Annotated in this window: 19 protein-coding genes; 10 read left to right on the top strand and 9 right to left on the bottom strand. The window is 59.5% G+C overall.

Going from position 1 to position 19,785, the window contains the following annotated elements:
* The first annotated feature begins 329 nt into the window (after window positions 1-329).
* Genes KPHS_10350 through KPHS_10320 form a run of 4 tightly spaced genes read left to right on the top strand, consistent with a single transcriptional unit; the run spans window position 330 to window position 3,387 of the window.
* Window positions 330-1,139, top strand: a complete 810-nt coding sequence (locus KPHS_10350) for a cysteine transport system periplasmic binding protein (protein ID YP_005225335.1) — start codon at window positions 330-332, stop codon at window positions 1,137-1,139.
* A gap of 1 nt (window position 1,140) precedes the next feature.
* Window positions 1,141-1,959: a glutamate/aspartate transport system ATP-binding component gene (locus KPHS_10340; RefSeq protein YP_005225334.1), complete on the top strand. Its 819-nt coding sequence runs from the start codon at window positions 1,141-1,143 to the stop codon at window positions 1,957-1,959.
* Complete coding sequence (locus KPHS_10330; RefSeq protein YP_005225333.1) at window positions 1,956-2,708, top strand: polar amino acid ABC transporter inner membrane subunit; 753 nt, start codon at window positions 1,956-1,958, stop codon at window positions 2,706-2,708. Before KPHS_10340 ends, KPHS_10330 begins: the two co-directional genes overlap by 4 nt.
* Window positions 2,698-3,387, top strand: coding sequence for an amino acid ABC transporter membrane protein (locus KPHS_10320; protein ID YP_005225332.1), 690 nt, complete (start codon window positions 2,698-2,700; stop codon window positions 3,385-3,387). Before KPHS_10330 ends, KPHS_10320 begins: the two co-directional genes overlap by 11 nt.
* Before the next feature lie 3 nt (window positions 3,388-3,390).
* On the opposite strand, the gene KPHS_10310 is transcribed toward KPHS_10320, so the two are convergent.
* The 6 genes from KPHS_10310 to KPHS_10260 form a co-directional block, all read right to left on the bottom strand.
* Complete coding sequence (locus KPHS_10310; protein ID YP_005225331.1) at window positions 3,391-4,056, bottom strand: fimbria/pilus periplasmic chaperone; 666 nt, start codon at window positions 4,054-4,056, stop codon at window positions 3,391-3,393.
* Between the two features lie 13 nt (window positions 4,057-4,069).
* Window positions 4,070-5,713: a putative receptor gene (locus KPHS_10300; RefSeq protein YP_005225330.1), complete on the bottom strand. Its 1,644-nt coding sequence runs from the start codon at window positions 5,711-5,713 to the stop codon at window positions 4,070-4,072.
* Window positions 5,703-8,228: a fimbrial biogenesis outer membrane usher protein gene (locus tag KPHS_10290; RefSeq protein ID YP_005225329.1), complete on the bottom strand. Its 2,526-nt coding sequence runs from the start codon at window positions 8,226-8,228 to the stop codon at window positions 5,703-5,705. Before KPHS_10290 ends, KPHS_10300 begins: the two co-directional genes overlap by 11 nt.
* Before the next feature lie 25 nt (window positions 8,229-8,253).
* Window positions 8,254-8,922: a hypothetical protein gene (locus KPHS_10280; protein YP_005225328.1), complete on the bottom strand. Its 669-nt coding sequence runs from the start codon at window positions 8,920-8,922 to the stop codon at window positions 8,254-8,256.
* Between the two features lie 58 nt (window positions 8,923-8,980).
* Complete coding sequence (locus KPHS_10270; RefSeq protein YP_005225327.1) at window positions 8,981-9,568, bottom strand: common pilus major fimbrillin subunit EcpA; 588 nt, start codon at window positions 9,566-9,568, stop codon at window positions 8,981-8,983.
* A 74-nt stretch (window positions 9,569-9,642) separates the two neighbouring features.
* Window positions 9,643-10,185 (bottom strand): putative regulator, encoded by a 543-nt coding sequence (locus KPHS_10260; protein YP_005225326.1) that lies wholly within the window; start codon window positions 10,183-10,185, stop codon window positions 9,643-9,645.
* A gap of 847 nt (window positions 10,186-11,032) precedes the next feature.
* Between KPHS_10260 and KPHS_10250 the strand changes: the two genes are divergently transcribed.
* The 5 genes from KPHS_10250 (at window position 11,033) to KPHS_10210 (ending at window position 15,488) form a co-directional block, all read left to right on the top strand.
* Window positions 11,033-11,875, top strand: coding sequence for a phosphonate transport ATP-binding protein (locus tag KPHS_10250; protein ID YP_005225325.1), 843 nt, complete (start codon window positions 11,033-11,035; stop codon window positions 11,873-11,875).
* 22 nt (window positions 11,876-11,897) lie between these two features.
* The gene (locus KPHS_10240) at window positions 11,898-12,836 is read left to right on the top strand and encodes a phosphonate ABC superfamily ATP binding cassette transporter, binding protein (protein ID YP_005225324.1); all 939 of its coding nucleotides are present in this window, start codon (window positions 11,898-11,900) and stop codon (window positions 12,834-12,836) included.
* Window positions 12,837-12,902: 66 nt separating this feature from the next.
* Complete coding sequence (locus tag KPHS_10230; protein YP_005225323.1) at window positions 12,903-13,775, top strand: putative inner membrane permease of ABC transporter; 873 nt, start codon at window positions 12,903-12,905, stop codon at window positions 13,773-13,775.
* Window positions 13,772-14,656 (top strand): phosphonate ABC superfamily ATP binding cassette transporter, permease protein, encoded by an 885-nt coding sequence (locus tag KPHS_10220; RefSeq protein ID YP_005225322.1) that lies wholly within the window; start codon window positions 13,772-13,774, stop codon window positions 14,654-14,656. The genes KPHS_10230 and KPHS_10220 overlap by 4 nt, the downstream gene beginning before the upstream one ends.
* A gap of 694 nt (window positions 14,657-15,350) precedes the next feature.
* Window positions 15,351-15,488 (top strand): putative LysR-family transcriptional regulator, encoded by a 138-nt coding sequence (locus KPHS_10210; protein YP_005225321.1) that lies wholly within the window; start codon window positions 15,351-15,353, stop codon window positions 15,486-15,488.
* Window positions 15,489-16,065: 577 nt separating this feature from the next.
* Here KPHS_10210 and KPHS_10200 read toward each other — a convergent pair.
* Both KPHS_10200 and KPHS_10190 read right to left on the bottom strand, forming a co-directional pair.
* Window positions 16,066-16,731: a family IB HAD-hydrolase gene (locus tag KPHS_10200; RefSeq protein YP_005225320.1), complete on the bottom strand. Its 666-nt coding sequence runs from the start codon at window positions 16,729-16,731 to the stop codon at window positions 16,066-16,068.
* A gap of 95 nt (window positions 16,732-16,826) precedes the next feature.
* Window positions 16,827-17,696: a DMT family transporter gene (locus KPHS_10190; RefSeq protein YP_005225319.1), complete on the bottom strand. Its 870-nt coding sequence runs from the start codon at window positions 17,694-17,696 to the stop codon at window positions 16,827-16,829.
* Window positions 17,697-18,108: 412 nt separating this feature from the next.
* Between KPHS_10190 and KPHS_10180 the strand changes: the two genes are divergently transcribed.
* The gene (locus KPHS_10180) at window positions 18,109-18,675 is read left to right on the top strand and encodes a lipoprotein (RefSeq protein YP_005225318.1); all 567 of its coding nucleotides are present in this window, start codon (window positions 18,109-18,111) and stop codon (window positions 18,673-18,675) included.
* A gap of 45 nt (window positions 18,676-18,720) precedes the next feature.
* Here the strand turns inward: KPHS_10180 and KPHS_10170 are convergent, their stop codons facing one another.
* On the bottom strand, window positions 18,721-19,773 hold the full coding sequence (locus KPHS_10170; protein ID YP_005225317.1) for an outer membrane pore protein E: 1,053 nt from the start codon (window positions 19,771-19,773) through the stop codon (window positions 18,721-18,723).
* Between the last annotated feature and the right edge of the window lie 12 nt (window positions 19,774-19,785).

Genomic DNA, 19,785 nt, shown 5'->3' with positions numbered 1-19,785 from the left:
TCGTTTTCTCCTCTGTCGGGAAGCGAATCGCCTGGGTCTATTTCAACCACAGTTGGCCGGGCGCGGGAAATATTAATTCCGAATTTGCAATCCTGGCTGGCGCATATTACCCCCGGTCCTATCACCCTCTCCCTGGCCCTCTCCCTGAGGGAGAGGGGACCGCCCGGCAGTCGTTGCCGTCCTGGTAAAAGCCAGCGGCGCATAAAGAATACCCATAGGTTTGTTAAGTTCTTTTGGTTATAGATAAGAATTTTTCTTCTTTGCCGCCGACGGGCAATTTGTGGGAGCGTGATGTCCACAAAACAAAACAGGGATTCAGGGGAAAAACTATGCGCAATAAAACCACAAAAATCGCACTGGCGCTGGGTATGCTGCTGCTCGCCTCGCAGGCACAGGCGGACCAGCTGGCTGACATCAAAGCCGCCGGCGTCGTAAAAGTCGCCACCTTCGACGCCAACCCGCCGTTCGGCTCCGTGGACGCCAAAACCCACCATATCGTCGGCTACGACGTCGACTTTGCCCAGGCGCTGGCGAAAGCGCTCGGCGTCAAACTCGAGCTGGTGGCCACCAACCCGGCCAACCGTATTCCGCTGCTGCAGTCCGGTAAAGCCGACCTGATCGTCGCCGACATTACCATCACCCCGGAGCGGGCCCAGGTTATTGATTTCTCAACGCCGTATTTCGTCACCGGCCAGCAGTTCCTCGTGCCGGCCGGCTCTCCGGATAAGCTCGATGAGTACAGCAAAGCGCGCATCGGCGCGGTGAAAGGCACCACCGGCGAACAGGCCCTGCACCAGCGTTTCCCGCAGGCTCGCGTCCTCTCCTATGACGATATTCCGCTGGCCCTGACCGCCCTGCGCAACGGCAACGTCCAGGCCATCACCCAGGACAGCACCATCCTCGCCGGTCTGCTGGCGGAAGCGCCGGATAAAGCCAAGTTTAAAATTCTGCCCGACCTGCTCAGCAAAGAAGAGATTGGCGTGGGCGTGAAGAAAGGCGAACCGGCCCTGCTGAAGGCCGTCAACGATGAGCTGGTGAAGCTGGAGAAAACCGGCGAAGCCGCGAAAATTTACGATGTCTGGTTTGGCCCTGCCACCAAAACGCCGCAGCCGCGCGCCTTTACCATAGAAGCGAAATAATATGTTCTCGGGTTTACTCTCCCACTCCGCGGCTCCGGCCGCGGATTTTTCACGTCTGCAGCGCGCCAGCATTACGTTCCGTGATGTGGCCAAGCGCTACGGCGATCATCAGGTACTTAACGCCATCAACCTGCAGGTCGAGCCCGGCGAAGTGGTGGCGATCCTCGGCCCTTCCGGTTCGGGAAAATCGACGCTGATCCGCTTGATCAACCAGCTCGAATCCTTAAGCGGCGGCGAGATCCTGATCGACGGCAAACCCACCAGCCGGCTGAGCGGCAGCGCCTTGCGCCAGCTGCGCAGCCGCGTCGGCTTTGTCTTCCAGCAGTTCAACCTTTATGCCCACCTGACGGCGCAGGAGAACATCACTCTGGCGCTGGAGCGCGTTCATGGCTGGGAAAAAAGCGCGGCTCAGGCGCGGGCGCTGGCGCTGCTGCGTCAGGTCGGACTGGAAGAAAAAGCGCAGCAGATGCCGGCGCAGCTCTCCGGCGGCCAGCAGCAGCGGGTGGCCATCGCCCGCGCCCTGGCCTCATCGCCGCAGATTATCCTGTTCGATGAGCCCACCTCGGCGCTCGACCCGGAGATGATCGGCGAAGTGCTGCAGGTGATGAAAACCCTCGCCCACAGCGGGATCACCATGCTGGTGGTGACCCACGAAATGCAGTTTGCCCGCGAAATTGCCGACCGGGTGGTGTTTATCGACGGCGGCGACATCCTCGAAGTCGCCCCGCCGGCTGAGTTTTTCGCCCATCCGCAGCATGCCCGCGCGCGGCGTTTTCTGCAGAAGGTGCTGGATCCGCTGCACCAGGAGAGCCTCGAGTGACGCCGATGCTTGACTGGCACGGCGTCCTGAGCGGGCAGCCGTTGCAATGGATTATCTCTGGTTTTCTCACCACCATCTGGGTCAGCGTCGCCGGGATCCTGCTCGCCACCCTGCTGGCGGTCCTGCTGCTGGCCCTGCGCCTCGGCGGCGGACGCGCGGGGCGCGGACTGGTGGCCGCGTGGGTCTCGTTGTTTCGCAACACTCCGCTGCTGGTCCAGCTGCTGTTCTGGTACTTTGCCGCCTGGAACCTGCTGCCGCTGGCGGTGAAGGAGGTGGTGAACGACGAACACGCCTGGTCCATTTTGCCGGGTAACGTCTGGTGGCTGACGCCGGAGTTCCTCTGCTCGATGTGGGGGCTGGGGGTCTTTACCTCCGCCTTTCTGGTGGAAGAGATCGCCTCCGGACTGCGCGCCGTCAGCCACGGGCAGCGGGAAGCCGCGCTGTCGCAGGGCTTTACGCCGTGGCAGGAGCTGCGCTTTATCCTCCTGCCGCAGGGGCTGGGCAACGCCTGGCAGCCGATTGTCGGCCAGTATCTTAACCTGATGAAACTCTCATCGCTGGCCAGCGGCATCGGCTTTGCGGAACTGACCTATCAGGTGCGGCAGATTGAGAGCTATAACGCGCACGCCCTGGAGGCGTTTGCCGTCGGCACCGCGCTGTACCTGGCGCTGGGGGTGGCGATGGGCGTGGCGCTCACGCGTCTCGGCCCGGGAAGAAAACTGCAACGGAGCGCCCGACATGAACGCTAATCTGGCGGTGATCGCCGATAACCTCGATTACCTGCTGTGGGGCCGACTGGCGGAGGGCCAGCCCGGCGGCGTGGCGCTGACCCTGCTGATGGCCATCGGCGCCACCCTGCTGGCGCTGCCGGGAGGCATTGCGCTGGCGGGCCTGGCCTGGCGCTACGGCGGGCTGGTGCGGCGTCTGCTGTTTCTGTGGGTGGAAATTATCCGCGGCATCCCGCTGATATTTGTCATCTTCTGGCTGTGGTATCTGCTGCCGATGCTGACCGGCGGCGATCTGCCCGGCGCGGTGACCGTGACCCTGGCGCTGGCGTGGTTTACCGCCGCCTCGGTGATGCACTCGGTGCTGGCCGGGCTGCAGTCGCTGCCGAAAGGACAGTATGAGGCGGCGCTGACCCAGGGGTTCGCTCCCGGGCAAACGCTGCGCCTGGTGCTGCTCCCGCAGGCGCTGCGCAACGTTCAGCCGTCGCTGGTGGGGATCTTTATCGGCCTGCTGAAGGACACTTCGCTGGCGTTTATCGTCAACGTCCCGGAGCTGACCACCGTGGCCGGCCAGGTCAACAACCGGGTGCAGATCTATCCCCTGGCGATCTTCGTCTTCACCGGCGCGGTGTACTACCTGCTGTGCTGCGGTCTGAGCCTGCTGGCCAGCCGGCGCTTTACCCGCCGCGCGACCACCAGATAAGGCTCACTCCGCGGGACGGGGCTTCAGCGGACAGGTATCGCTGATCTTAATAAATTTGTCGTTATAGACCAGATAGTGGTTCCCCGGCTGGCGCAGCGCCGGCTGGCGAACCACGTCCCCGGGACGCAGATACCACGCGTCCCCCTCCTCTTCGGTCGAATCGCATCCGGGCTTAATCAGCAGCTTAAACCAGGTATTGCCGGTGTTGCTCACCGTCCCGGCCACCTTATCGAAAGACCATTTAAACTGTACCTCGCGCGGGCGCACCACCAGAATGGTATCCATCACCACCACCGGCTCCATGCTGACCTCGCCGCCAGTCGGGCTGCGCCTCGTCAGGTTGCGGGTGGGGATTTCGCGAAACGAGACCCGATAGTAGCGCTCGCGGTTATCCCGCGGCCCATGATAGTAAAATTTAAAATACTCGCTCTCACCTGCCTGCAGCACCAGCTGGCGGGGGGCGAACAGCAGTTCGCCATCCACCGGCCGGGAGCGGACTTCGCTGCCGCCCGGGCGATCGATGGCGCTGACGGCGATGCGGTACAGCCGCGCGCTTTTATTGTTGTTGACCACCCGTTTGCTGGCGAAATCCGCTTCGGCAGGCAGGGAAAAGGTCAGGTTACCGACCGAGATCGCCTGCGCCAGCGGCGCTGCCAGCAGGCAGCCCACCGTCAGCAGGGCCTTAGTTAATGTTGCGCCACGTCGCCTGGACATGAATCTCTCCTGAAGCGCTGACTTCGCCAAACCAGCCGTTATCGTCTACCGTCCGCAGCGAAATGGCGTTATCCATCGGAATCGAAAATTTCACCGTGGTCTTATCCATCTGCCCCACTTCGCCGGAGATATCGGTCCACGGCGTGGTCAGCCACAGCGCATCGGTCATATCCCGCCAGCTGTCATCGCACCCGGCATCGTAGGTCTGAGTCGTGCCGCTGCGGGTGATAAAAGAGAGCGTCGCCGGGAACGGCACTTTCGCCGTACCGTCATCGGAGCTGAAGAGACAGTAGGAACGCCCGCCAATCACCTGCGCCGGTCCGGTCACCTTGATCAGCACTTCATCGGCGGCCGTTTTACCGCTGGTGGTGACGATGTAGCCGAAATCGAGCGCCGGTTCGCCGCTGCCGACATACCCCTCGCGCGACGGCGCCGAGGTATATTCGTCGGAGATAATGCTGATGCTGAAATCACGAGGCTTGATAATCAGCGTGTTGGAGGTGGAAAACTCATACCAGCCTGACTCCGGCGAGGTGGTGTTCTGAAAGCGAAAGTTGAACAGATCCTTGGTGTTGATATCGCTGATCCCGAGGTTCACCATCTGCTTAAAGAAGTTGCTGGAGAAGAAAACATAGATCGAGTCTGAGCTCTTCATCTCGTTGAAAGTGTAGTAATAAGCGGTATTGCTCACCGGCTTCCAGGAGCTGCCGTTGAGGCTGAACTGCATATCGTACGCCCCGACGGCCGAGGCCAGCGACGAGTTGGCGATCGCCGGGAAAATATGGATCGAGGTGTTGCTTAAGCCGTTGGTCTGCAAGGTATAGTTGACCATCTTACAGCTTAATCCTGAGCGGCTGCCGATGGTCTGCGTCCGGCAGTCGGCGTTCCCTTCCCCGAGGGTCGGCACGCCATCGCTGTTGATAAACACCTCCGCCAGCGAGTGGGTATTAATCAACCGCAGGTTCGCGGCTTTGGTGTGGGTGACGTTGCGCACATACCAGTTACCGGAGGCCTGATCCTTACAGCGCGCGCCGCTGCTGGCATCGTAGTTCACCGAGGTCTGACAGGCATTGATGGTCATCGTAAAGCTGCCGCCGACCGGCATCTGCTGCAGATATTGATAGAAGGCGTCTGACATCATGCCGTGCATCCACTTCGCGCCGCCGCTGGTCACCGTCGCGCCGTAAAACCCGCTGGCGTCGGTGGTCTGCGGCAGGATCAGGCTGGTAGCCATATCGCACCCGGCGTACCAGTTGATGCAGCGCAGGCCGGTTAAGGGGTGTGAAACCGGTGAGTTTTCCAGCCACATATCAAACTTCCAGTTGGCATTGAGCCCGGTGTTGTAGCCGTTATCGATATAGCCGAGACTCTGCTGATAGATGGTCCCGGAGCCGGTGTATTTTAAGCCGGTCCAGCGGTTAGCGCCGGTCATACGCGGATCCAGCGCCCCGCCGGGGGTGACGAAAAAGTTGTCGTCGGAGTTGTTTTCCACAAACACAAACTCGCGCGCCGGCGCATCCGACCAGGTGGTCTTGGTCACCGCCGCCCTGAGCGCGGCTGCCGGCCAGAGCAGCGCGAGGATCGCCAGCGCCATCAGTGCATTAACTTTCATTCTCTTCTCCTGACTGCTGCACCGCCGCCCACGACGAGAGGCCGCTGCAGACCACATCCCCCACCCAGACGGCGCCGCGCGCCTGGCTGAGCTCCAGCGCCACTTCGCAGGTTTTATTGCCGCCGTAGCTGAAATCGATAGTGGGGTATTTCTTATCCACGTCCATGACAAACTCGCCGTTTTCATCGGTGCGGGTACGGCCGATATGGTTGTTAATCCGCGCATTCGCCAGCAGCGTGCCGTCTTCTGCACGAATACGGCCGGAGACGGTGACCATCTGCTTCACCTCTGGCTCAATCACCGCGACGTTGCCCGGATAAAGGGTCAGATGACTCTTGCGCCCGCTGACGATGTCGTAGCTGTCGAGCGAGTTTTTGCTGTTCTGCAGCTCCACCTCATAGCGACCATAGGGAGAGAGCGGCAGGTAGTTACGCTTGCCGCTGAGCGGGAAGATCCGCCCGTTAACCCTGGCGCTGATCTGACCATCGTCCTCCAGCCCGGTGTTGAAGATCACCCCAGCGTTGCCGTCGGTTCGTCCGCTGGCGGCGATATTTTTGCCCTGCCAGCCGACGCTGCCGCTGGCGGTGAGGTTGGTGTTGACGTAGCCGTCCGCCGCGCTGTTGACGTTCAGCGTGCCGCTGGCGTAGCGGGCGTCGAACTGGGCATACGCGCCGCCGCTGAGGGTTTTGTCATCCCCGGTATCGCCGGAGATGGCTCGCGACAGATTGGCGCCGATGGTGCGAATAGTGCCTTCATCAAACTGCTTGCGCGCTGAGAGGTTAGCCATGGTGTAGCCGTTCTGATGGGTCATCCCGGCGCTGAACCAGTTGCCCAGCGGCAGCGACAGATCGAGGGCGATATATTTCCCGGTGTTGGCGCTGCTGTCGCCATTGTTATAGCGCTGGATCCCCGCCCGCAGGCCGAGCGAGCCAAAGGCGCCGCTGTAGACCGTCTGATAGTAATCCGCGGTGTAGTAATGGCTGTTGTAGCGACGGTCATCGTTGTAGCTGACGCTGAACGTCCCCAGCTTCGACCACAGCGCGTTCAGGTTGAGGGTGCCGCCGATCGCCCGGTTGTCGGCATCGCTGCGCCGCAATTGATCGCCAATGCGGGTTCTCTCCTGGTTAACCCACACTGAACTGAATCCCCCGGGCAACGTGGCGCTGATGCTGCCGACGCTGCTCCACGAGCTGTCGCTGGCCAGCATGTTTTGCAGGTTAACGTTGATCGACTCGCCCAGCGGTAGCGTCAGGCGGGTTTCCCCCACAGCCTGGTTGTCGTAGCCATAGCCCGTAGCCGCCCAGCTCAGGGTGCTGAGCGACCCGGAGGCCGAAAGGCCTGCCAGCCAGCTCTCTTTCGCCGGCCGGGTCTTTTTCCCGCTCTCTGACCAGCGATCCATATGAAAACTGCCGCCCCATACCTGCCACGCCAGCGGCGCGCCGGCGCCGCGTCCCCGGCTGAACAGCTTATTGACCCGCTGGGTGCGTTTGCTGACCACCCGACCATTGACGATCACCTCCACTTCCACGTCGTAAATACCGTACGGCAGGCCACGGGTATCCACTTCATGGTTGCCCATGGCGAAGTTCTGGACGCTCAGCAACCGGCCGTCACGGGTGAGATGCACCTCGCCCGCCGCCGGTAAAAAGGCAATCACCGGCGTGGCCGACTGGCTGTTGTCGAAGACGGTGGAGCTGGCCTGGTTTCCCCAGGAAAGGCCGTAAATCTTGCCGGCCGAAATGGCGGTCATCGGTCCCAGGGACTGCAGGTTCCAGGTGTCGAGCATGCCGCCGGCAAAACGGTGGCCGGCGAAATCGCGCTCATACATGGCCTTATATAATTCACTGTCCTGTTGGCCGCTGCCGATCCCATACAGCGAGCCGTCGAGCACCACGTGATGCTCCCGCAGCGCGGTAACGTTGTTCAGCGACAGATAGCTGGAGGTGTTGCTCCCGCCATTGCGCATCTGGTTGTTATAGACGCCGAGGTTATAGCTCAGGTTGCTGCTGAGGGTATTGACGCTGGACTGACCGATGTCTTCGCTGCGCGAGCGCAGCACGGTGCCCAGCGCCTCGCGCTTGACCACCAGCTGCAGCAGGAGCTGGCGCAGGCTAAGATCCAGCTGGGCGCTGTCGGTCAGGGGAATGGTGAGCGCCTCGCTGAACGGGGCGTTGGCCAGGCCGATCAGCTGCTGACGGGTCTGTTCACTGACGCTGGCGTTACCTTCACTGTCCTCCAGCCGGATCTGCCGGACGCGCAGCTGGCCGCCGTCCAGCCAGATAAAGGCGCTGCCGATCCGCTGATCGTCCTTGATGCCCTGGCTGCCGGCAAGATGAATATAGAGCGGGATGCTCATGCCGTCCTGCAGCGCCTGGCTGAAGGCCTGCGGAATAATCACCCCGCCAATCTGCTGCGCGCCTGGGGCAGCCGCGCTGGCGTCGGGCTGAACGAACAAAAATATCATGCCGAAGGCAAGCCGCGTTTTCAGTCCTGGGGAAATCCGTCGTAGAGGCATCGTCGTTATCCATCTGCACAACTGTCTATTTCACGGGAACAAACTGCTCACCCTGCCAAAGCGCAACCCGTCCTTTTTTATCTGCCGTATTCACCTGCGTAAAACGGCGCGATTTACCCGGCATCAGGTAGTAATTCTCTTTACACTCCTTACCGTCGGCGGCCTTCAGGCAGGGGCCGTAGGCGAGGATCCGCAATGTCGCATTCCCGGTGTTGGTCAGAGAGCCGTTGGCGTACTGAAAGCGGTAGTTCACCTGACGCGGCGCCACCACCAGAATGGTGCCGATGCGGGCGGACGCCGTGGCCACCGCGCTGCGTTTAGCGTTATCGCGCTGGGCATCGCTGAGCGCCTGATCGAACCAGACAATGCGGTAGTAGCGCTCTTTGTCATCCGCCGGGCCTTTGTAGAAGAAGCGGATGACATCGCTGGCCTGGGCGGGTAGCAGCAGGCTGGCGGGGGTAAGCAGCACCTCATCCGGTTTGTCCATCGGGATAACCTGCCCGCCGTCCAGCGGGGAAGAGAGCCGTTCGAGATGGATATTGATCAGTCGACCGCTGTCTGTGCTGTTCTTGATCGTTTTGCTCAGCGTGCTGCTGCCGCTGTTCATAAAGGATGAAATATCGCCGACATCCAGCGCCTGCGCCGGCGACGCCCCGGCAAGCAGCAGCCCGAGGGCCAGAAGGTGCTTTTTCATAACAATTCCGTCCGTGAAAAAAGCAGGGGGAGATCCCCCTGCTGGTGCATCAGAAGGATCAGCTGGTCCAGGTGGCGTCGAACTGTACGCTGACGTCGCCGCTCCAGATCCCTTCCGGCAGGGTGCTGTAATCGGTCACGGCGGTGGTGCCGTTGGTGGTGCCGCTGATGATGGAGAAAGTGAAACCATCCTGCGCGGTGGTACGGCCGCTGGCGTTGTAGCCATTAGCCAGCGCGCTGAGGTTGCCGCCCATAATATTGTTGGCGGTATCGATCATCACGGTATCGCCAGTTTTTTCCACCGCGGCGCCGTTATAATCCACGCCCACGCTCAGCGTGGAGCCGGAGGTATCCAGCTGGGTTAAGGTGTTGGTGATAAGACGCGAGGTTAGCTTAAAGGCGGTCGCCGTTGTGTCCCCCTCAATCGCCACGTCAAACAGACCTTTCTGCGAGTTAAAGCCTTTAATGCCTTCGGCGTACTGGAACGCCAGGCTGCCGAGCGGGGTCACAACCAGCTTGCTGGTGGTGTCTTTTTTAGCGGTCGCAGACCAGGTCGCTACAGCCTGAGCCGTTACGTCAGCAGCCTGCGCCACGCCCATACCGGTAAACGCCGTTACCAGAGCTATTGCCAGAACCTTTTTTTTCATCGCTTTTTCATCCTGAGTTGAATTAAGGACATGATGTCCCGGTGAACCATTTAAAAAACAGAATTGCCTGGGTGTTACTGAACTAACTTATATATTTTGGAATACAGTTTGGCCTCAGCATTACGCCGATGGGTATACACTGTCTTCACGCTACAATTTTCAATTCTGGCGATCGATTTCGGCTGCATGCCCTGGGCGGTCATGCGGATAATTTTCATTTCCCGATCTGTAATTTTATCTTTCTTAATATCTTTGCGGAGAAACCTGCCATTAATTACATAGGCCAGTTCTTTTCGAATATCGCGACTCAGACCAACATATACCACCCCGCGAATATCGCTATTGTAATACCAGTAGTTCGCTAAGGCCTCTGATTTCCTGGCCGCAATCAATACGACCTGTTTCCCCTTTACCGCGGATAGCCATTCGCTGTCGCGCCTGATAAATTCGTTTAATGAAGCCGTATTGAGATTGATAAACACAAAATCTTTTCTGATTTTCTCCAGTGAGAGATAAATTAATTCGTCGATGTCTACAATCAGTTCGGACAGTCCTTTATAGAAATAGGAGTCATCGGCAGACCAAATATACTTATCGGAACAGCTTTTATATTCCATATAGTTTTTAACCTCATAGTCCTTGAAGTAATCATTTTTACAACGTCACTGCTTGCCAGGCCTATAAAGTTTACTGGCGTATTCGTTTCCTTTAATAAATCGCCATTAAATAAGACACGCATTACTTATCAATATTGGATAAGCGGGGATTAAACTATAATTATTTTCTGCTTGGCGTTGAATTTAAGTTTTTTCCTATGGAGTGTCAACATGCGGAAAGGCAATGAATTTCGCGCCCAGGTCAATATTTACAAAAACTGAAAATATCAAATTTTTGAGCGCCAGAAAAAGACATTTATTTTCATAAGGTTATTGGTAATATAACCGTCAATTCTTATCTGCGCTTTATATTATCCAGGATCTTCGCCCTATTATGTTAGGAATATTCTTAATGGAACTCTTGAATGGCTTATCAAATAAACCGGATTTAGCACAAAAGAAAGGATATAAATCTACAAATAAAGAAAAACCAGGATGATTCACCAACACATAAGACTCATGAATAGATTAACCTGCCGCACAAAATAGTTATGTATATGTTAATACATGCGGGATGTTGAATGCTAAACAAAGGCAGACGCATTATCTATTCGATTAAACAGTCTTCTTCATCAAGATTAAGCGAAGATTGCCGAAGGCTGTCTACGCCTACGAACCGGTCTGTCCTCGCGTCCTCCAAAGCATAGCGGCTTTTCGGCGCTTCGCCAGCCGCCAGCATGCCGCACGCGTTGAGCCGCTGGCCGTCGCTCTTTCACGCCAGTTCACGCTTTGTTCGCAATACCGTCATCGAAATTTCATATAAAGACCTATTAATAGTGGCCAGTTAATGACGAACCTGGACACTCTTATGAACAGCTCTCTTGCCGCGGTGGCCGAAACTGATTTCCAGCCGTTCACCGATCCCGCTGCCGGCCGGCAGCGGAAGGTCTTAAGCGTGCGTAATCTGAGTAAAGCTTATCAAGCCCAGCACAAGGTGCTGGACGGCATCAGCTTTGATCTGCACGCCGGGGAAATGGTCGGGGTCATTGGCCGCTCCGGCGCCGGTAAATCGACGCTCCTGCATGTCCTCAACGGCACCCACAGCGCCAGCGGCGGAGAAATTCTTAGCTACCCGGAAGTCGGTACCCCGCACGATGTCTCACAGCTGAAAGGCCGCGCGCTCAATGCCTGGCGTAGCCACTGCGGAATGATTTTTCAGGACTTCTGCCTGGTGCCGCGCCTCGACGTGCTCACCAACGTCCTGCTGGGCCGCCTCAGCCAGACTTCAACCCTGAAATCGCTGTTTAAAATCTTTCCCGCAGCCGACCGGGCGCGCGCCATTGCGCTGCTTGAGTGGATGAACATGCTGCCGCACGCGCTGCAGCGGGCGGAGAACCTCTCCGGCGGGCAGATGCAGCGGGTGGCGATCTGCCGGGCGCTGATGCAAAACCCCGGGATCCTGCTGGCCGACGAGCCTGTCGCCTCGCTGGATCCGAAAAACACTCAGCGCATCATGGATGTGCTGCGCGAGATTAGCGAGCAGGGTATCAGCGTGATGGTAAACCTGCATTCGGTGGAGCTGGTCAGGGCCTACTGCACCCGGGTTATCGGCGTCGCCAGCGGCCAGCTTATTTTTGACGATCACCCCTCCCGGCTGACGCAGGATGTGCTGCAGCGGCTGTACGGCGATGAAGTTAGCCAATTGCATTAATTTCACTCACACGGGCAACATAATGAAAAAATATATGACTGGCGCAGTTCGTTTATCCGCAATGGTCGCGGGCATGATGATGGCATGGCAGGCAGCGGCGGCGCAGCCGAAAGAGCTCAATCTGGGCATTCTCGGCGGCCAGAACGCCACCCAGCAAATCGGCGATAACCAGTGCGTGAAGGCCTTCCTCGATAAAGAGCTGAACGTGGATACCAAACTGCGCAACTCTTCCGACTATTCCGGGGTGATCCAGGGCCTGCTGGGGGGCAAAGTCGACGTGGTGCTGAGCATGTCCCCCTCCTCCTACGCCTCGGTTTATCTCAATAATCCAAAAGCGGTGGATATCGTCGGCATCGCCGTGGACGACAAAGATCAGTCTCGCGGCTATCACTCGGTGGTGATTGTCAAAGCCGACTCCCCGTACAAAACGCTGGACGATTTAAAAGGCAAAGCCTTCGGCTTCGCCGATCCGGATTCCACTTCCGGGTATCTGATCCCTAACCATGCGTTTAAAGAAAAATTTGGCGGTAACGCCGACAACAAATACAACAACACCTTCTCCAGCGTCACCTTCTCCGGCGGCCATGAGCAGGACATCCTCGGCGTGCTGAATGGCCAATTCGCGGGCGCGGTCACGTGGGCCTCGATGGTTGGCGATTACAACACCGGCTACACTACCGGCGCGTTCAACCGCCTGATTCGCATGGATCATCCGGATCTGATGAAGCAGATCCGCATTATCTGGCAATCGCCGCTGATCCCGAACGGCCCGATCCTGGTGAGCAATGCGCTGCCGGCGGACTTTAAGGCGAAGGTCGTGGCGGCAGTGAAAAAGCTGGACACCGAGGATCACGCCTGCTTTATCAAAGCGATGGGCGGTACTCAGCACATCGGCCCGGGCAGCGTGGCTGACTTCCAGCAGATTATTGATATGAAACGCGAGCTGGTGAGCGCGCGTTAATCCTGCCTCAACGCCGCCTGCTTGCCCCAGGGTAAGCGGCGGCGCTACGTTGAAGATCCCCGACGCATGAAGACAACCCACACCGAATTTGAACGCTATTACCAGCAGGTACGCTCGCGGCAAAAGCGCGATGCCGTCTGCTGGTCGCTGCTGCTGCTGGCGCTCTATTTTGCCGCCGGCAGCGCCGCGGAATTTAATCTGCTGACTATCTGGCACTCGCTGCCCCACTTCTTTGACTATATGGCAGAGACCATTCCGCCCCTGAGCGCCGGCAACCTGTTCGCCGATGTGCAGACCAAAGGGTCGCTGGCCTGGTGGGGCTATCGCCTGCCGATCCAGCTGCCGCTGATCTGGGAAACCCTGCAGCTGGCGCTGGCCTCGACCCTGGTGGCGGTCGCCATCGCCACGGTTTTCGCGTTTCTTGCCGCCAATAACGCCTGGTCCCCGGCGCCGGTGCGCTTTGCCATTCGCGTGCTGGTGGCGTTTTTGCGCACCATGCCCGAGCTGGCGTGGGCGGTGATCTTTGTGATGGCGTTCGGCATCGGCGCGATCCCGGGCTTTCTGGCGCTGATGCTGCATACCGTCGGCAGCCTGACCAAACTGTTCTACGAGGCGGTGGAAAGCGCGCAAAACAAACCGGTACGCGGCCTGGCGGCCTGCGGCGCGTCCCCGCTGCAGAAAATTCGCTTCGCCCTCTGGCCGCAGGTGAAACCGCTGTTTCTCTCCTATGGCTTTATGCGGCTTGAAATCAACTTCCGCTCGTCGACCATTCTCGGGCTGGTGGGCGCGGGCGGCATCGGCCAGGAGCTGATGACCAACATCAAGCTCGACCGCTACGATCAGGTGAGCATCACCCTGCTGCTGATCATTCTGGTGGTGTCGGCGCTGGACATGCTGTCCGGTCGTCTGCGCCTGTGGGTACTGGAGGGGAAAAAATGAGCGTCTGGCACATGCAACCGGATCTCGCCGCCAGCCGGCGGCAGCATAAGCAGCTCTATCAGGTCCAGGGGCGCTACCTGCGCTACGTCGGGCTGGTGGCGCTGGCCTGCCTGCTCTATTACGTCTGGTTTTTTCTGCAGTTCGGCGTCAGCGGCGAGCAGCTGACCACCGGCCTGCAGCAGATTGGCCGCTACCTGGCGCGGATGTTCGTCTGGCACGACTTCTGGAACTGGCCGTTCGGCTATTACTTTACGCAAATCGGCGTCACCCTGGCCATCGTCTTCGCCGGGACGCTGACCGCCACGGTGCTGGCGCTGCTGCTCTCCTTCTTCGCCGCCCGCAACATCATGCGCGGCGTGGTGCTGGGGACCCTAGCCCTGCTGATGCGCCGCCTGTTTGATGTACTGCGCGGGATCGACATGGCTATCTGGGGGCTGATTTTCGTGCGTGCGGTCGGCCTCGGGCCGCTGGCCGGGGTGCTGGCGATCATCATGCAGGACACCGGCCTGCTGGGACGGCTGTACGCGGAAGGTCACGAAGCCGTGGACCGATCTCCCGGGCGTGGGCTGACCGCCGCGGGCGCGAACGGCCTGCAAAAGCATCGCTTTGGCATTTTTACCCAGTCGTTCCCGACCTTCCTCGCGCTGAGCCTGTATCAGATTGAATCCAACACCCGCTCCGCGGCGGTGCTGGGCTTCGTCGGCGCCGGCGGTATCGGGCTTATCTATGCCGAGAATATGCGTCTGTGGAACTGGGATGTGGTGATGTTTATCACCCTGCTGCTGGTGGCGGTGGTGATGATCATGGACACCCTTTCCGCCTGGCTGCGCCGTCGCTATATCGGCGGCGCCGCGGTGCCGCTGTATCAGGGCGGACGCTAGCGCGCCTTTGCGCCGGATGGCGGCTTCGCCTTATCCGGCCTACCCGTCCGGCTCCGACTGTCTGTTGGCCCGGCAAGCAACGGCGCCGCCGGGCGATGGCATCAGGCACGGAGCTGCTTTTATGCCGGGTGGCGGCTGCGCCTTACCCGGCCTACTCGTCCGGCTCTGACTGTCTCCAGGCCCGGCAAGCAACTGCGCCGCCGGGCGATGGCATCAGGCACGGAGCTGCGTTTATACCGGGTGGCGGCTGCGCCTTACCCGGCCTACTCGTCCGGCTCTGACTGTCTCCAGGCCCGGCAAGCAACTGCGCCGCCAGGCGATGGCATCAGACACGGAGCTGCGTTAATGCCGGGTGGCGGCTACGCCTTACCCGGCCTACTCGTCCGGCTCTGACTGTCTGTAGGCCCGGCAAGCAACGGCGCCGCCGGGCGATGGCATCAGGCACGGAGCTGCTTTTATGCCGGGTGGCGGCTACGCCTTACCCGGCCTACTCGTCCGGCTCCGACTGTCTGTAGGCCCGGCAAGCAACTTGGACTGCGCCGCCGGGCGATGGCATCAGGCACGGAGCTGCGTTTATGCCGGGTGGCGGCTACGCCTTACCCGGCCTACTCGTCCGGCTCCGACTGTCTGTAGGCCCGGCAAGCAACGGCGCCGCCAGGCGATGGCATCAGGCACGGAGCTGCGTTTATGCCGGATGGCGGCTGCGCCTTACCCGGCCTACAACCCCAAATCACCGCTGGCGCAGGGGCTGCTGAAACTGCCGGGGCTGGCGGCCTCAACATCGCTGAGACGTTCCCGGAAGGCCGGGGCAGCCCGCATGGATGCGGGCTGAGGGCCGTGTTTTGCAGGGACGCTGCCTCGGCCCGACCCGAAGCCTGCAGGGATAAGTCGAAGGGACCGCGCAGCGGCGATGTTGCTGGCCGGAGCCCGGGGGTACAGGGGGCGGCGGCGACTGGCCGCCCCCTGTGCGCTCCCAGCGCCATGAGTGACATAGCGCAGAAAAAATATTGGGAGCGCAATCTGTCCGGAAATAACATAGAAACTGTAGCCCTGCTAAGCGCAGCGCGGGCAGGGACATTTCCGGTTGCGCCGTTATTTTGCCGGGTGGCGGCTGGCACCTTACCCGGCCTACCGGGGCCTCTCACAGGCTCACACCTCGTAGGCCCGGTAAGCGCAGCACCACCGGGCGATGCCATCAGGCACGGAGCCGCTTTATTGCCGGGTGGCGGCTGCGCCTTACCCGGCCTACTCGTCCGGCTCCGACTGTCTGTAGGCCCGGTAAGCGCAGCGCCGCCGGGCGATGGCATCAGGCACGGAGCTGCGTTTATGCCGGGTGGCGGCTGCGCCTTACCCGGCCTACTCGTCCGGCTCCGACTGTCTGTAGGCCCGGCAAGCATTTATCCGCTCCGCTATTCCAGCCGCCAGCTCAGCACCGGCCAGCCGTATCCGGCACCGGCCGCCTGCAGCTGCGGACAGGGATTGACCAGCCGCACGCGATCCGCATGCAGGCACAGCGGCAGATCGTTAATGGAATCGGTATAGAACGTCACCTCGCCGTCATACTGCGGATGCGCCTCGCGCCACTGCGCCAGACGCGCCACCTTCCCCTGCTGATAGCTGGGGATCCCGGTGATTTCACCGCTGTAGCCGCCGTCGACCATCGCCACGTCAATACCCAGCGCCTGATCGATCTCCAGCGCGGCGGCCACCGCCTGCACCAGCAGGCTAACCGAGGCGGAGATAATCAGCATCTGCTCTCCCTCGGCCCGCAGACGACGAATGAGCTCCCACGCCTGCGGATAGACCCGGGGCAGGATCGCCTCGCGCACGCAGCGGGCCACCAGCGCGTCAACGTCCGACTTCGGTATTCCGGCCAGCGGCGCCTGGATCAGGGCCACATAATCGGCGATATTCATCTCTCCCCGGTCATAATCCGCCATTAGCCGCGCCTCGCGGGCAAGATACCCCTTCTGCGTCGCCAGCCCTTCGCGAACCATAAACTGGCTCCAGACCGTACTGCTATCGCCCTGTATCAGGGTGTTATCGAGATCAAAAATCGTCAGCGTGTTGCCCATGATACTTTCCCTTACTGGTCAAAATAAGCTGCCGGGAGCATGCGTAAAAAAGATGACAGGAAAATGAACCGGACGCCGCAGCGCCCGGCTCGCCATCAGCCGGCGCGGACCTTCGCGGTGCGGAACACCAGCACGATCCCGCCGACGATCGCCATCATACCGATCATCGCCGCCGCCGGCAGCCGGTTGCCCAGCAGCAGATAATCCAGCAGCGCCGTGATCGCTGGTACCAGATAAAAGAGGCTGGTGACATTGACGATATTTCCCGCGCTCAGCAGACGGTACAGCAGTAGCTGGGCGACCACCGAAATCAGCAGTCCGAGAAACAGCACCGGAATAATCAACCCGGCGTTAACGGTAAACTGGTAGCCGCTGACCGGGGCAATCAGCAGGCACAGCCCCAGACTAACGGCATACTGCAGCGGCAGGACATCCGCCGGCGCCTGACGGCTGCGCTTTTGCCACAGCGCGCCAAAGGTCATCAGCAGCAGCGCCGCCAGCGCAAACAGGATCCCCACCGTCGCCATCGGTGAGGCCGCCAGGCTGCGCCACACCAGCAGCACCAGCCCCGCCAGGGCAAGCAGCAGCCCTGACAGCCGCCGCCCCTGCAGGCGGCGCTCCACCACGCAAAGCGTAAGGATGGGCTGGATCCCCATGATGGTGGCGATAAGTCCCGGCGTCACGCCGTTGGCCATCGCCTCGAAGTAACAGACCGAATAGCCGCCAATCAGCATCAGACCGGTGGCAGCTGTCTGCAGGCGGGTGCCCGGCGCGGGCAGCCAGCGCCGACGGACGATAGCCAGCGGCGCCAGCGCGACCAGGGCAACCAGAAAACGAAAGACCAGCAGCGCCATCGGCGAGGCGTTATCCAGTCCCCAGCGGGTGAAGATGGCCGCGCTGCCCCACAGCAGCACAAAAAGGGCCGTTGTCGCCTGCGAGGCGAGCAGAGAATAGCGAACGTGCATAGCATGCTCCAGAACGTCAAACACAAGGTAACAAGCGTCATACCGGCAGGTAAGCGCCTGCTAAAGACGGCGTTAAGCGCCGAAAACTACCCGGTCTGGAGGGGGAGGCGGTGGGCAGAGCGTGGCGAAGCGATGATGAGGCGCAGACGTCATCCACCCCGCGTCGAAAGCGGCGCCGGGCAAAGTCTCACCAGAGATGGCGTAATGCGTCATGGAATGCCTCGTGAAATGTTCCTGTCAGCATCCTGGCACAGACCGTTGCGGAGTGACAACTGCCCTTTATGGCTGATCCAGCCCGAGGTTGTTTATTTTTAATCGTAAATAAACGTAAAGGCGGCCTCGGCTTATTCAGCCGTGGTTTTTAATCGGCTATAAAACAAAGCAGTCTGCTTGCTACTTCGAAAATAACGATATGAAGCCAAAACTGACGCATGCTCTCTTTTTAATTCCTTTTTTGTTGTTGGCAGGATGCTCCTCCTCACCGAAACAGGCAAAGAACACAAAATCTCATGCGGATATGACCATTGATAGCGGGTCGGACGATCTGATCCCGGTGGTGGCGGCCCTGCATGATCAGATGCACACCTGGCAGGGAACCCCCTATGAATGGGGCGGTACTGAACAAAGCGGCGTCGACTGCTCGGGTTTCGTCTGGCGCACGCTGAAGGATCGCTTTAACCTGCCGATGGAGCGGATCACCACCCGCGAGCTGCTGCACATGGGCGTGCGGGTCAATAAGCGGGATTTACGTCCCGGCGATCTGGTGTTCTTCCGCACCCGGGCCGGGATGCACGTTGGCTTTTACGATACCGATCATAATTTCCTTCACGCCTCGAGCAGCCAGGGCGTGATGCGCTCTTCGCTGGACAACCCTTACTGGGAATCGGCGTTCTATCAGGCGCGTCGTCTGCCGAAGGAGTATAACGCGCAGATCACCATGAACAGCGACACCCTGCATCTGGCGAAGAATCGCCGCTAAAAAAAAAGCCGCAGCCAGGGCTGCGGCGGGTGGTTCTGCGGTTAATCAGAACTGGTAGGTCATACCCAGCGCGACGATGTCGTCATCGTTGATGCCGAGTTTGTTATCGCTTTTCAGCTGGTTGATTTTGTAATCCACGAAGGCGTTCATGTTTTTGTTGAAGTAGTAGGTCAGGCCCACGTCGATGTAGTTAACCAGATCTTCACTCCCCACCCCTTCGATATCCTTCCCTTTCGACAGCACATAGCCGAGGGACGGACGCAGACCGAAGTCGAACTGATACTGCGCCACCGCTTCAAAGTTCTGCGCTTTGTTGGCAAAGCCGCCGCTGATCGGGGTCATCTTGCGGGTTTCAGAGTACATGGTCGCCAGGTAGATATTGTTGGCGTCATATTTCAGGCCGGTCGCCCAGGCTTCCGCTTTCGAACCCTGGCCGCGGGCCAGCAGGTTCTGATCGTTGGTACGGTCGGAGCTGGTGTAGGCTGCGCTGACGGCGAAGTCGCTGCCGCCGAAATCATAGCTTAACGAGGTGCCGACGCCGTCGCCGTTCTGTTTCTTCGCTTCACGGCCTTCGTTTTTACCCTGGTACTGCAGGGTCAGATCCAGGCCATCCACCAGACCGAAGAAGTCGGTGTTGCGGTAGGTCGCCAGGCCGCTGGCGCGCTTGGTCATAAAGTTATCGGTCTGGGCAGAGGAATCGCCGCCGAATTCCGGGAACATATCGGTCCAGGCTTCCACGTCGTACAGGGCGCCAAGGTTACGACCGTAATCGAAGGAGCCGTAGTTCTTCAGCTTCACGCCGGCGAACGCCAGACGGGTTTTCTGGCTGGAGTCGCTCTCGGTTTTGTTACCGGAGAATTCAGATTCCCAACGGCCATAGCCGGTCAGGTCGTCGTTAATCTGCGTTTCGCCTTTAATACCGAAACGCACGTAGGTCTGATCGCCATCCTTGCTGTCATAGTCGCTGAAATAGTGCATGGCTTTGATCTTGCCGTACACATCCAGCTTGTTCGCGTTCTTATTATAAACTTCCGCTGCCTGCGTCGCTGTTGAAGCCACAAAGCCCATCATCATTAATGCCAGAGTACTCTTTTTCATTATTCAGTCCTG

This window comes from Klebsiella pneumoniae subsp. pneumoniae HS11286, from assembly GCF_000240185.1.
Lineage (GTDB): Bacteria > Pseudomonadota > Gammaproteobacteria > Enterobacterales > Enterobacteriaceae > Klebsiella > Klebsiella pneumoniae.
The sequence above is the reverse complement of the archived record's forward strand: the minus strand, read 5'-3'. Positions and strand labels throughout refer to the sequence as shown.

Excerpts from the sequence above, each read along its gene's own strand:
- KPHS_10320 (YP_005225332.1), top strand. The coding sequence starts at position 2,698 with ATGAACGCTAATCTGGCGGTGATCGCCGATAACCTCGATTACCTGCTG.
- KPHS_10230 (YP_005225323.1), top strand. The coding sequence starts at position 12,903 with ATGAAGACAACCCACACCGAATTTGAACGCTATTACCAGCAGGTACGC.
- KPHS_10250 (YP_005225325.1), top strand. The coding sequence starts at position 11,033 with ATGAACAGCTCTCTTGCCGCGGTGGCCGAAACTGATTTCCAGCCGTTC.
- KPHS_10340 (YP_005225334.1), top strand. The coding sequence starts at position 1,141 with ATGTTCTCGGGTTTACTCTCCCACTCCGCGGCTCCGGCCGCGGATTTT.
- KPHS_10300 (YP_005225330.1), bottom strand. The coding sequence starts at position 5,713 with ATGAAAGTTAATGCACTGATGGCGCTGGCGATCCTCGCGCTGCTCTGG.
- KPHS_10240 (YP_005225324.1), top strand. The coding sequence starts at position 11,898 with ATGAAAAAATATATGACTGGCGCAGTTCGTTTATCCGCAATGGTCGCG.
- KPHS_10290 (YP_005225329.1), bottom strand. The coding sequence starts at position 8,228 with ATGCCTCTACGACGGATTTCCCCAGGACTGAAAACGCGGCTTGCCTTC.
- KPHS_10260 (YP_005225326.1), bottom strand. The coding sequence starts at position 10,185 with ATGGAATATAAAAGCTGTTCCGATAAGTATATTTGGTCTGCCGATGAC.
- KPHS_10190 (YP_005225319.1), bottom strand. The coding sequence starts at position 17,696 with ATGCACGTTCGCTATTCTCTGCTCGCCTCGCAGGCGACAACGGCCCTT.
- KPHS_10280 (YP_005225328.1), bottom strand. The coding sequence starts at position 8,922 with ATGAAAAAGCACCTTCTGGCCCTCGGGCTGCTGCTTGCCGGGGCGTCG.
- KPHS_10200 (YP_005225320.1), bottom strand. The coding sequence starts at position 16,731 with ATGGGCAACACGCTGACGATTTTTGATCTCGATAACACCCTGATACAG.
- KPHS_10210 (YP_005225321.1), top strand. The coding sequence starts at position 15,351 with ATGGCGGCTGCGCCTTACCCGGCCTACAACCCCAAATCACCGCTGGCG.
- KPHS_10170 (YP_005225317.1), bottom strand. The coding sequence starts at position 19,773 with ATGAAAAAGAGTACTCTGGCATTAATGATGATGGGCTTTGTGGCTTCA.
- KPHS_10350 (YP_005225335.1), top strand. The coding sequence starts at position 330 with ATGCGCAATAAAACCACAAAAATCGCACTGGCGCTGGGTATGCTGCTG.
- KPHS_10180 (YP_005225318.1), top strand. The coding sequence starts at position 18,109 with ATGAAGCCAAAACTGACGCATGCTCTCTTTTTAATTCCTTTTTTGTTG.
- KPHS_10220 (YP_005225322.1), top strand. The coding sequence starts at position 13,772 with ATGAGCGTCTGGCACATGCAACCGGATCTCGCCGCCAGCCGGCGGCAG.
- KPHS_10270 (YP_005225327.1), bottom strand. The coding sequence starts at position 9,568 with ATGAAAAAAAAGGTTCTGGCAATAGCTCTGGTAACGGCGTTTACCGGT.